At 69.4% G+C, this 11,856-nt stretch carries 10 protein-coding genes; 1 reads left to right on the forward strand and 9 read right to left on the reverse strand.

The genetic code is table 11. The annotated features are described in order from the left end of the window. Positions 1-130 precede the first annotated feature (130 nt). Genes ACFXHE_RS13575 through ACFXHE_RS13585 form a run of 3 tightly spaced genes read right to left on the reverse strand, consistent with a single transcriptional unit; the run spans position 131 to position 2,375 of the window. The gene (locus ACFXHE_RS13575) at positions 131-451 is read right to left on the reverse strand and encodes an antitoxin (RefSeq protein WP_379383422.1); all 321 of its coding nucleotides are present in this window, start codon (positions 449-451) and stop codon (positions 131-133) included. Between the two features lie 35 nt (positions 452-486). Further along, positions 487-1,608: an MBL fold metallo-hydrolase gene (locus ACFXHE_RS13580; protein WP_379382899.1), complete on the reverse strand. Its 1,122-nt coding sequence runs from the start codon at positions 1,606-1,608 to the stop codon at positions 487-489. A 41-nt stretch (positions 1,609-1,649) separates the two neighbouring features. Beyond that, positions 1,650-2,375 (reverse strand): enoyl-CoA hydratase, encoded by a 726-nt coding sequence (locus ACFXHE_RS13585; RefSeq protein ID WP_379383424.1) that lies wholly within the window; start codon positions 2,373-2,375, stop codon positions 1,650-1,652. Positions 2,376-2,457: 82 nt separating this feature from the next. Between ACFXHE_RS13585 and ACFXHE_RS13590 the strand changes: the two genes are divergently transcribed. Further along, positions 2,458-3,588 carry an NAD(P)-binding domain-containing protein gene (locus ACFXHE_RS13590; protein ID WP_379382901.1) on the forward strand — a complete coding sequence of 377 codons (1,131 nt, stop codon included), beginning with the start codon at positions 2,458-2,460 and terminating at the stop codon, positions 3,586-3,588. 2 nt (positions 3,589-3,590) lie between these two features. Here ACFXHE_RS13590 and ACFXHE_RS13595 read toward each other — a convergent pair whose 3' ends face one another. The 6 genes from ACFXHE_RS13595 to ACFXHE_RS13620 all read right to left on the reverse strand — a co-directional run bounded on the left by ACFXHE_RS13595 (position 3,591) and on the right by ACFXHE_RS13620 (position 11,541). Then, positions 3,591-4,388 (reverse strand): aldo/keto reductase, encoded by a 798-nt coding sequence (locus ACFXHE_RS13595; RefSeq protein ID WP_379382903.1) that lies wholly within the window; start codon positions 4,386-4,388, stop codon positions 3,591-3,593. Between the two features lie 179 nt (positions 4,389-4,567). Continuing rightward, positions 4,568-6,118, reverse strand: coding sequence for a carboxyl transferase domain-containing protein (locus ACFXHE_RS13600; protein WP_379382905.1), 1,551 nt, complete (start codon positions 6,116-6,118; stop codon positions 4,568-4,570). 25 nt (positions 6,119-6,143) lie between these two features. Then, positions 6,144-6,746: an ATP/GTP-binding protein gene (locus ACFXHE_RS13605; protein WP_174391578.1), complete on the reverse strand. Its 603-nt coding sequence runs from the start codon at positions 6,744-6,746 to the stop codon at positions 6,144-6,146. After that, on the reverse strand, positions 6,727-7,101 hold the full coding sequence (locus ACFXHE_RS13610) for a DUF742 domain-containing protein (protein WP_033085504.1): 375 nt from the start codon (positions 7,099-7,101) through the stop codon (positions 6,727-6,729). Before ACFXHE_RS13610 ends, ACFXHE_RS13605 begins: the two co-directional genes overlap by 20 nt. Before the next feature lie 7 nt (positions 7,102-7,108). Continuing rightward, positions 7,109-7,522 (reverse strand): roadblock/LC7 domain-containing protein, encoded by a 414-nt coding sequence (locus ACFXHE_RS13615; RefSeq protein WP_029930951.1) that lies wholly within the window; start codon positions 7,520-7,522, stop codon positions 7,109-7,111. Continuing rightward, positions 7,519-11,541, reverse strand: coding sequence for an ATP-binding protein (locus ACFXHE_RS13620; protein ID WP_379382906.1), 4,023 nt, complete (start codon positions 11,539-11,541; stop codon positions 7,519-7,521). The genes ACFXHE_RS13615 and ACFXHE_RS13620 overlap by 4 nt, the downstream gene beginning before the upstream one ends. Positions 11,542-11,856 lie beyond the last annotated feature (315 nt).

Consider the following 11,856-nt stretch of genomic DNA (forward strand, 5'->3'; position numbering starts at 1 on the left):
CGAAGCGACCCGGAGGAACTCGCGCCATCCGTGAAATGCCAACGGGCCGTTCAGGTCAGCGACGGGGATCCCGCCACTCCCGAACAGCCCGTGGAACGACCGGTGCGACCACTGCGAGACGCCGCGACGATTACGCCTCGGGCTGTTCGCCTTCCGCGGCCTCCGCAGCGGGTTCCGGGGCCGGTTCGGCCGCCGCCGCGGCGGGTGCCGGCTCGGCGGCCGGTTCGGCTGCGGGAGCCTCCGCGGGGGCCGCGGCCGGCGCCTCGGCGCCCGCCTCGGGCTTGATGGCCGACTTCACCGCCTCCGCGCCCTTGTCGATCTGGGCGGAGAACTTCCCCCCGGTCTTCTCGTCGATCACATGTCCGGCCTTATCGACCGCCTGCTCGATCTTCTCGGCGTTCTGGGCCGCCACCTCTTTGCCCTTGCCGACCAAGCCCTTGAGCGTGTCCATGAGACTCACAGCGCTGCTCCTTCAATCTCGGTCCGTTATTGGCGAACATCTTCCCACCACGAATCCCGTGGTGGGAGGCCAATCGGGTCGATCCGCTCGCCCGGCTTCGGCACGGCGATGCGTGTCCCCGCCGCCTCCGCCGCCTCGACCAACCGGTGGACCGGCTCCGACCAGCCGTGGAAGGCCAGATTGAAGGTGGCCCAGTGGATCGGCACCAGCAGCCCGTAGCCCGCATCGCCGACACACAGATCGGCGTGGGCGCGCACCGCCTCCTCGGGGTTCATGTGCACATCCGGCCAGTGCCGGTCGTAGGCGCCGATGGGCAGCAGGGTCAGGTCGAACGGGCCCAGGCGCGCACCCGCCTCCGCGAAGGCCTTGGTGTAGCCGGTGTCGCCGCCGAAGTAGACCCGGCGGGTGGGACCGGCGATCGACCAGGACGCCCACAGTGTGGTGTTGCGCACCAGCCCGCGGCCGGAGAAGTGCCGCGCCTCCGCGCAGGTGATCACCAGATCGGTGCCGTCACCATGATCCCGCTGCAGCTCCGACAGCGAAACCGAAGCGGCCCAATCCAATTCGACAATGCGATGTTCGGGCACCGCCCAGTGCCGCAGATGCGCGCCGATGCCGATCGGCACGATGAACACGCAGTCCTGGCTGTCCGCCAGCTCGATCACGGTGTCGCGATCCAGATGGTCGTAGTGGTCGTGGGAGATGAGCACCGCGTCCAGCGCCGGCAGCTCCGACAGCGGTGACGGCACCGGATGCAGCCGGGCCGGACCCACCAGCGGCGACGGCGAGACCCGCTCGCTCCACACCGGATCGGCCAGCACCCGGTAGCCGTCCACCTCGATCAGGCAGGTGGCGTGCCCGTACCAGGTGACGGCCAGGTCCCCCGCCTGCTCCGGCAGCGCGGGCGTCACCAACGGGATCGTCCCGGCCGGGCGGCCCCGGTCGCGCTGGGTGGCCAGCTGATACAGCAGCTCCAGCGGGGAACCGGTGATTTGGCTGCTCGGTTCGGTGTTGTGGAACTGCCGATTGCGATAGGTGGTCGCCCCGCGCGCCGTCGGCGCGATGGCGGACATGGAGGCGCCCATGGCGGAGGGAATCCCCCACGCCGCCCGCACCAACCAGGAAAGACCGAATGCACCCGCAGACATACCCACCAGTTTCCGCGCATTCGCGGTCGCGCGCTGCCCGTTCATTTGCCCTCGAACTTCGCGGGCCGCTTCTCCTGACGTGCCGTGCGCGCCTCCTGCGCGTCGGCACTCTGCCACGCCGCGTCCAGCGCCGCGGTCTGCTCCAGGGAGTCGGGGCCGCGGGTGTCGTCGTCGTTGAATACCAGTTTCAGATGCCGCAGCGACAGCGGCGCGAGTTCGGCGATCTGCTCGGCCCAGGCCTGCGCATCGGCCAGCGTGCCGATCCGGTTGGCGAAGCCGAAGTGGTACGCGTCCGCGGCCTGTACCCGCTCGGCGCCCATCAGGATGGTGCGCGCCGGGCCGGGCCCGATCAGGTTGGACAACCGCCGCACGGTCCAACGGTCCACGGAGATACCGAGTTTCGCCGCCGGCACGCCAATGAAGGAGTCCGGCGTCATGACCCGTAGGTCCGACGCCAGGGCCAGCTGCACGCCCGCGCCCAGCGCCCCGCCGTTGATGGCCGCGATCACCGGCACCGGGATCGTCTCGATGGTGCGCAGCATGCCGAGCAGCCCGGTCAGGAACTTGTCCGAATACACGCCGTCCAGATCCGCGCCCGCGCTGAAGATCGGCCCCTGGCCGGTCAGCACGATCACGCGGGCCGAGGTCGCGGCCTCCTCGAGCGCCGCGCGCAGCAGCCCGATCAGCTCCTCGTTCAGGGCGTTCCGTCTATCCGGACGCTGCAGTTCGATGGTCACTACCTCGCCATCGCGGCTGACTCCGAGCATCTGTCCCTTCCCCACTGTCCAACTCACCTGCGCTTTCGACCCATGGTCGGCCTTCACTCTAGGTGCGGGTACCGTCGGGCCGGTGACCGCAACACCCGACGTCGACATCCTCGTAATCGGCGCCGGGCAGGCCGGTTTATCGGTCGGATATCACCTGCGACGGCTCGGTTTGCGGCCGGAGCAGGACTTTCTCATTGTCGACCACGCTCCCGCGCCCGGCGGGGCGTGGCAGTTCCGGTGGCCGTCACTGACATTGAGCAACGTCAATCGGGTGCACGATCTTCCGGGCATGTCGTTCGCGGAGACGCTGCCCGAGGGCTCGGAGAACGCACAGGCGGCCACGGCCGTGCCGCACTACTTCGAGCTCTACGAGAAGCGCTTCGATCTGCGGGTGCACCGGCCGGTGTCGGTCAGCCTGGTGTGCGACCGGGCCACCCCGGCCACCTGCCCGGATCAGGAGGTCGACGGGCTGCTGCACGCGGAGCTGACACCGGACGCGACGCTGCGGGTGCGCGGGCTGGTGAATGCGACCGGCACCTGGGACAAGCCGTTCATTCCCTACTACCGGGGCGCGGACACCTTCGCGGGGCGTCAGCTGCACGCCCACGATTACCGCACCGCAACGGAATTCGCGGGCAAGCACGTGGTCGTGGTGGGCGGCGGGATCACCGCCATCCAACTGCTGAACGAGATCTCGCAGGTCACCGGCACCACGTGGGTGACCCGGCGCGAACCTGTGTTCCGCTCAGGGCAATTCGCACCCGAGGACGGGCGGGCGGCGGTGGCCATGGTGGAAGACCGGGTGCGGCGCGGACTCCCGCCCGGCTCGGTGGTCTCGGTCACCGGCCTGCCCGAGGACGCGCGGGTGCGGGCCATGCGCGACCGCGGCGTGCTGGACCGGCGGCCCATGTTCGACCACCTCGAAGCCGACGGAATCCGCTGGGCCGACGGCACTTTCCAGCACGCCGACGTGATCCTGTGGGCCACCGGATTCCGCAGCGCCCTCGACCATCTGGCCCCGCTGCGGCTGCGCGGTCCCGGCGGCGGCATCACCATGGGTGGTCGGCTCGCCACCCGGGTCGAGGCCGATCCGCGCATCCACCTGATCGGGTACGGCCCGTCCGCCAGCACCATCGGCGCGAATCGCGCGGGCCGGGCCGCCGCCGTCGAATTGACCTCGTACCTGGGCATTCCCACCCAGCACGAGCCGTGAGCTCAGGCGGGGGCGTCCATATCGAAAATGTTCGGATCCGCGCCCTGCCGTGCGCCCTTGTCGATGCCGACGATCTGCGTCATCTCCCGGCCGGACAGCTCGAAATCGAAGACCGCCAGGTTCTCCGCCATCCGGGACGGCATCGTGGACTTCGGAATGGCCACATTCCCCAGCTGCATGTGCCAGCGCAGGATGATCTGTGCGGGCGTCCGGCCGAGCTTGTCCGCCAGCGCGATGATGACCGAGTCGTTGAACTCGGCCCCGCGCCCCAGCGGACTCCACGCCTCGGTCACGATGCCGTGCGCGGCGTGGAAGGCCCGCAGCTCCGACTGCGCGTAATACGGATGCAGCTCAACCTGATTGACGGCCGGCACCTCACCGGTCTCGCCCATCACCCGTTCCAGGTGCGCCCGGGTGAAGTTGGAAACGCCGACCGAGACCACCCGGCCCTGCCGCTTGAGCGTCTGCAGCGCACGGAAGGTGTCGACGTACAGATCGGCCGCGGGCAGCGGCCAGTGGATCAGGAACAGGTCGATGGTGTCCAGGCCCAGTCGCTTGACGCTGGCGTCGAAGGCGCGCATGGCGGCGTCGTAGCCGTGGTCGGCGTTCCACAGCTTGGTGGTGACGAACACCTCGTCCCGAAGTAGGCCCGATTCGCGGACCGCGCGGCCGACCTCCTCCTCATTGCCGTAGAAGGCGGCGGTGTCGATGCTCCGGTAGCCGAGCTCGAGGGCCGTCGTAATGGTGCCGACCGCCTCGTCGCCGACGACGTTGTACACACCGAACCCTAGCTTCGGCATGACCTGGCCATCATTGAGCACTATCGCTGGGATGTCGCTGGCCTCGAACCGATAAGTCACCGTTCCGAAGGTAGAAGCGCCGTCCCACCCCGTCAACCGAACACACGATAGAGAAGAAGCCGGATCGGATCCGCACGGCAGCAACTTCTCAGCGTCGCCCTGGCGGGATGTGAGGAGAACTACGACCCGACACCCAGGCGACGGTATCGCAGCTGCCGTGCGGCCGGCAGATCCGCGGCGGACCGACTGGTGAGACCGGCCAGTTCGTCGGCAATGGCCGCCACCATGCGCAGCGCGAAATCCACCGGCTCGTCCGCGGCATCGGGATACTCGGGCACGATGCGGTCCACGATCCCGTCGGCCCGCAGATCCTGCGCGCGAATCCGCTGGGCGGCAGCCAGTTCCGGGGCGTGCCCGATGTCGCGGTAGACGATCTCGCTCGCACCCTCCGGCGGGAGCGGAGCCAGCCAGCCGTTCGCGGCCGCCAGCACCCGGTCCGCCGGCAGCAGGGCCAGCGCGCCACCGCCGGTGCCCTGGCCGAGCAGCACCGACACCGTCGGTGTATCGAGAGTGACGAGATCGGCTATGCAGCGGGCGATTTCGGGCGCCAGGCCGCGCTCCTCCGCCTCACGGGACAACGCGGCGCCCGCGGTATCGATGACGAGGACCAGCGGGACGTGAAGTTCGGCGGCCAGGTGCATGCTGCGCCGGGCCTCGCGCAACGCCGCCGGACCCATGGTGTTCTCGGGCGACTGCCCCGCGCGATCGTGACCGAAGACGATGCAGGGCTGACCGCGGAAACGGGCGAGCGCGTGCACGACGGTGCGGTCCAGCTCGCCCTGTCCGGTGCCGGACAACGGAACTCGATCGGTGGTGTGGCGCAGCAACTCCCGGATTCCCGGCCGATCGGCACGCCGCGAGATGAGCACCGACTGCCAGCCGTCGACGTCACCGGTATCGAGCAGTGCCGGGCCGGGATGCTCCTCCGCACCCGCCAGGAAGGAACCGACGCCGTCATCGAAACGGTGTGAGCCGCCGTCCTTTTCGGGCAGCGGCAGCGGTCCGTCGCACAGGACGGTCAGAGCCCGGTGGGCGATCCGGCGGAAGACCGGCACCGGTACGACTCCATCGATAACGCCATTGTGGTAAAGGTTTTCGGCCGTCTGCACGCCCTCGGGGAACTGTTTCCCGTACAGCGCCTTGTAAACTCGCGGCCCGAGAAAACCGACCAGCGCGCCCGGCTCGGCAAATGTCATGTGCCCCAACGATCCCCACGAGGCGAACACCCCGCCCATGGTCGGGTCGCGCAGATACACCAGATACGGATGCCCCGCCGCCTTGTGTGCGGCCAGGGCCCCGGCGACCTTCACCATCTGCACGAAAGCGACTGTGCCCTCCTGCATTCGGGTACCGCCGGAGGTCGGCGAGGCGAGCAGCGGCAGTCCCAGCTCGGTGGCACGCTCCACCGCCGACACGATGCGCTCGGCCGCGGCCACCCCGATGGACCCCGCGAGAAACCCGAACTCACACGCGAGCACGGCGACCCGCCGCCCGCGCAGCAACCCCTCCCCGGTGAGCACCGCCTCATCGGTGCCCGCCGTTGCCGCAGCAGCCAGCAAATCCTCGCGATACCCGGCCGATGCCGCCACCGCAACGGGTGGCCGATCCCAGCTCACGAAGGAACCGGGATCGAGCAGTGCGCCGAGCAGCTCCCGCGCCGAGATCTTCACGGCGCGAGCTTATCGCCTGGGCGGCTCAGTACCCCTGCACAACCTTGCGCAGTGCGTACTCGGTGACCGCGACCAGAGCCTGCTTCACCGGCTCCCGGCGACGGGCGTCGATCGAGAGGATCGGCACGTCCGCGGGCACCGCCAGGGCCTGGCGAATGTCCTCGACCGGATACCGTGGCGCATCATCGAATTCGTTGATGGCCACCAGGAAGGGTAGGTTCCGCGCCTCGAAGTAGTCGACGGCGGCGAAACTGTCCTCCAGCCGGCGGGTGTCGACCAGCACCACCGCGCCGATGGCGCCCTTGATCAGGTCGTCCCACATGAACCAGAAGCGGTACTGGCCGGGCGTGCCGAACAGGTACAGCACCAGGTCATCGGCCAGGCTGATGCGGCCGAAGTCCATGGCCACCGTGGTGGTGGCCTTCGACGGGACCCCGGTCAGGGAGTCCACGCCGACACTGGCATTGGTCACCAAAGCCTCGGTGCGCAGCGGAACGATCTCCGACACGGCACCGACCAGGGTGGTCTTGCCGACACCGAAACCACCGGCCACGACGATCTTGGCCGACGTGGGCTTGCTGGTGCGCGTGTCGACCTGTGTCGTCGAATCAAATACGCCGGAGTCCACTGAGAACCCTTTCGATCAGCTCGCGACGTTCATCGTCGCTGGAATCGTCTTTCAATGTCGCCGATACCCGCACATGGCCGGCATCGATGAGGTCGGCGACCAGCACCCGCGCGACCCCGAGCGGGATGCCCAGACGCGCGGCTACCTCGGCAACCGACGGCGATTCTCTGCACAACTCCACGATTGACGTCTCGATATTGGTGAGTTCGAACTGCCGCTCGAGGGCGACCGGATGCGATGCGACGAGCGCCTCCAGGGCGAGCTCCACCTTCGGCCGGGTGCGACCGGCCGTCAGTGAATAAGGGCGAACCAGGCTCGGCTCGGCGCTCCCAACGCGTTCGTTATCTATGTCCATCCCGCCATCAGGAACCCATCGTGACGCGAGGTGTGGCCTGAACCGTCTGGCCCACTCGCTCGACCAACAAGGCCATCTCGTATCCCACCTGGCCGATGTCGCAGGACGTATTCGTCAGGACCGCCAGGTACGAGCCGTCGCCGACCGCCATGAGCAGCAGGTAGCCGTGTTCCATCTCGACCACCGACTGCAACACGGTGCCGCCCTCGAACAAGTTCGACACGCCCACCGAGAGGCTCGCGAGCCCCGCGGTCACCGCTGACAGCTGTTCGGCACGGTCCACGGGCAGCTGCGCACTCGCGGCCATCAGCAGGCCGTCAGCCGACACCAGGACCGCGTGCGCAACGCCGGGAACCTCATTGGCGAAATTCGAAACCAGCCAATCCAGCTGACGCTTCGTACCACCTAGATCGGGGTTCATCGGTCTCCTTTATCTCCGGTTAGGTTCATAGCTTTCATCGCGCGGCCATCCCGGACGCCCTGCTGGTGACGACTCAGACTTGACCTGATGGATTCTGGGTCCCGATGGGCCGCCTTGTCAGCGTTTCCGGTGACACCACCGGGCACAAGTCGGTTACCGGGATCGCGCTGCGGCAGACCCGCGGCGGTCCGCCTGTCCGCCGAGGACTCGTTGACGCGGCGAGCCGCCTGCCAGCCCTCGTCACCCGGTGATTCGAAGGACGACGCCACCTGGGACCGGTCGGCATTCGGATCCGATAGCCACGCCGACATCATCTCGGCGAAAATCGGCGTGCCGCCCATGATCGCATCGCCACCGGAATCGGCTGGCTGCAAACGGGTCTGGAAGAACGACGCCGCCTTCTGCGGATTCGAGCGGAAGCTGTGCCGGCCCGGCTCCTTGACAGCGTCGGAGCCGTTCTGCGGCAGGCCCACACCCGGAATCGGGCTCGGGCGCTGCGGCAGCACCGCACCCGGATCACGCTGCGGCAGACCGGTCGCGCCCCGCTGCGGCAGACCCGCGCCCGGATCACGCTGCGGCAGTGGACCACTCAGCGGATCACGCTGAGTCAGACCACCCGACAACGGATCAGCACCCGGGGCACCACGCTGCGGCAGACCGCCGGCCGACTCCCGCTGCGGCAGACCACTGCCGGCATCCCGCTGCGGCAGGCCGTTGCCACCGCGCTGCGGCAGACCACCGGCGGCAGAGTCACGCTGCGGCAGAGACCCACCCAGCGGATCACGCTGAGTCAGTCCACCCGACAACGGATCAGCACCCGGGGCACCACGCTGCGGCAGACCACTGCCGGCATCACGCTGCGGCAGACCGTTGCCCGCGTCACGCTGGGGAAGACCGTTGCCCGCGTCGCGTTGAGGCAGGCCACCGGCCGCCGCACCACGCTGCGGCAGACCACCCGCGGCCGGATCACGCTGCGGCAGGCCGCCGTCGCGCGGCGCGAGGCCATCACGCTTGGGCAGGCCCGGCACGTCCGAATCCTGAGCGGCGGCGAGGCCATTGGCCCCGTCCCGCTGCGGCGCGGCGCCCCGCTGCGGCAGCCCCTGGCCCGGAGCACCCGGACCACGCTGCGGCGGAGCGCCATTGGCGCCCGGCTCCCGACGCGGCAGACCACCGGCAGCGGAATCACGCTGCGGCAGACCACCGGCCGAAGGATCACGCGGCGGCAGACCACCGGCGGCCGAGTCACGCTGCGGGAGACCACCAGCGGCGGGCTCACGGCGGGTCGGACCCGAATCCGCTCCGCGCGCTTGCTGCGGCGCACCATTGCTACCCGGGTCGCGCTGGGGCAGGCCGCCGGGCGCGGGGCGCTGCGGCTGGCCGAGGCCGGCCTCGCGGCCCGGCGCACCGTTGGTGCCCGGCTGACGCTGCGGCAGACCACCCGGTCCCGACGGAGCTCCACCCGGCGCGGCATCGCGCTGCGGCAGGCCGACGGAGGGATTGCGCGGCGGCATCGCACCGGACTGACCCGGCTGCAGCAAACCGCCCTGGCCCGGACCGCTCGGCGCGGCCCCCGGCTCGCCCGGTCGCGGCGGCAGGCCGCCCGGGGCACCTTGACGCTTGAGCATGTTGGCGGCGAGACCGCCCCGCGGCTGCGACGGGCCCTCGGGGCTCTGGCCGCGCTGCGTCGCTCCACCTCCCAGCGCTGGATTGGCGCCCGGCTGGGCCGAGGGTGCGGACGGACCGTGCGCGCCCGGATCACGCTGGGGTAGGCCGGCGGGCTTCGACCCGCCCGGAGCCGCCAGCGTGTGCTTGACGGTGGGCCCGTTCACACCGGGCTGCCGGGTCGGCAGACCGCCCGGCACCTGGGCGCCCGGCTGCCGCGTGGGCAGTCCGGTCGAGGCGCTGGCCGCGGCGGGGGCCGGGGCAGCGCCCGGCGTCTGTCCCGCCGGAGCCGGAATCGGCCCGCTCACACCCGGATCTACGGTGACCATCACATTGCCGGTCGCCGTGCGGGTGACCGCGCGCATCTGCATGGAGGACGGCGCACCGGCCTGGTTGCCCGCACCCTGCGGCGCGGACGGCGTGGGAGCCGACGGCGGCGTCTGACCCTGCTGCGGCGGCACCGAGATCGGCCCGCCCGCCGAGACGATCAGCGGCTTGGGCACGTGCACGGTGACCGTCACGCCCGGGTCCCGGGCGATGTCGAAGGTCGGGCGCAGCCGCACGGTCAGGCCATGGCGCTCGGCCAGGCGGCCGACCACGAACAGACCCATGTGGCGGGCGGTGTCCGGACCGACCTCGGCCACGGCCTCCAGTCGCCGGTTGATCTCGGCCATTTCGGCCGGGGGCATACCGATACCGCGGTCGGCGACCTCGATCAGCAGACCCTGATCGTGTGCCTGCGCGAAGGTGAACTTGACGTCCGTCTCCGGGGGCGAGGCGCGCAGCGCGTTGTCCAGGAGCTCGGCGAACAGGTGCGCGAGGTCGGAGGCGGCGGGCTCGACGAGCGCACCCCGCGGGGTGGCGCCCAGCTTGACGCGTTCGTAGTCCTCCACCTCGGAGATGGCGGCGCGCAGCACGTCGGCGATCTCGACGGGCGCGGACTTGGTCCGGCGCTGCTTGGTACCGGCCAGAATCAGCAGGTTGTCGCCGTTTCGCCGCATACGGGCGGCGAGGTGGTCGAGGCGGAAGAGGTTTTCGAGCAGGCGCGGGTCCTTCTCGTCGTACTCCATCGCCTCGATGAGCGAGAGCTGGTGATCGACAAGGGACTTGGAGCGGCGGGCCAGGGTCTCGAACATGTCGTTGACCTGGGTACGCATGGCGGCCTGGTCGGCGGCCAGGCGCAGCGCCTGACCGTGGATGTCGTCGACGGCGCGGGCCAGCTGGCCGATCTCCTCGTCGGTGTGCACCGGCATCGGTTCCAGCGGAACGTCTTCGGGATCCGCACCGTCACGCAGCGAGGAAACTTCCTGGCCGAGGTCGTATTCGGCGACGCGCAGGGCGGCCAGGCGCAGACGGCGCAGCGGGACGATCATCGCGCGCGCGATCAGCACGGCCAGCGCGAGGGCGCCGAGGATGGTGGCGATGACGATGATCGAGTAGCGGATGGCGCCAGAGCGGGCCGCCGCGGCCAGATCGTCCACCCGGGACACGATGTCCTTGGTGGAGGCGGTCGCGATGGACTGGTAGCCGTTGATGCTGGCGACCAGCGAATCCTTCAGCTCGGCGACGGGCAGCTGCCCGGCCAGTGCCTGCGGGCCGTTGACCAGCTGCACGCGGGTGTCGGCCTGCCGATCGAGCTCAGCGATGGTGGCGTCGCCGTCCGGGAAGCGGTGCGCGAGCACGGCCAGCATCTGCCGCTCGGTATTGACGCCGATCTGGATGTCCTTGAGGCCATCCTTGGGGTTGTTACGTAGCGCCTCGGCCATACCGGCGACCTCGTTGAACAGCATCCAACGGCTGTTCAACGAGTCGACCAGGCGCAGCTTGGACTGGTCCACGTTCTTGTCGGCGACGCTGGCCACGATGTTCTCCACCGTGCGCACGCTGTCGCCGCGGATCCGTTCGACCGCGGTGACGGTGTCCGGGATCGACTTCGACGGCGCCAGGCCCTGGGACCGGATCGCCTTGGCGCCCACGATCATCTCGTCCAGCGCCGAGCGGGCGCTGGGCATATCGCTCAATCGCGCGGCGGCCTTCTCGGCGAACGCGATGGCCGTATCCAACTGCGCAAGCTCCGGATCCGAGGTCAGCGACTGAGTCGGGCCCAGCATGACCATCTGACCACTGGCGACCTGCGCCGCATCAGCACTGAGACCGGTGATCGCCGGGATGACCCCGACATGATCGGTCGCCGTCGAGAGCCGGCTGGAGTCGGCGAACTCCGCCGAGATCCTGGACGCTCCCAGCACAACAGCAACCAACAGCGGCACGGCGAGCACCGCCGTGACCTTCCATCGCAGGTCCCAGTTGCTCAGCGCCCAGCGCTTATTGCTGCCGGACCTAGCGGCGTCACGCATCTCCCACTCACTTTCCAAACTGGCCCCAGCCACGCGCCATCAGCGAGCCTCCGCGATCGCACGCTGGGCTCGACTGGCACAGCTGGCCGAGAACTGCGGCTGGCCGAGAAATTGCGTCCATGACGGCCGAAATATGTGACATGCGATTCTAACGGATCAATAACTTCTTGTGTGACCTCTTGGCAACCACCGGTCTCTGACCTGCCATTTGCAGGCAAAATCAAAGGTCGCGGCGTCCGCCCGGACGTCGCGTGAAGTCTGCCACAATCAGCTGGATCTATCGAGGCGGGCATCTCAGCGCATCTCGAGGACACA

It is taken from the genome of Nocardia sp. NPDC059229, assembly GCF_042754165.1.
Classification (GTDB): Bacteria; Actinomycetota; Actinomycetes; order Mycobacteriales; family Mycobacteriaceae; genus Nocardia.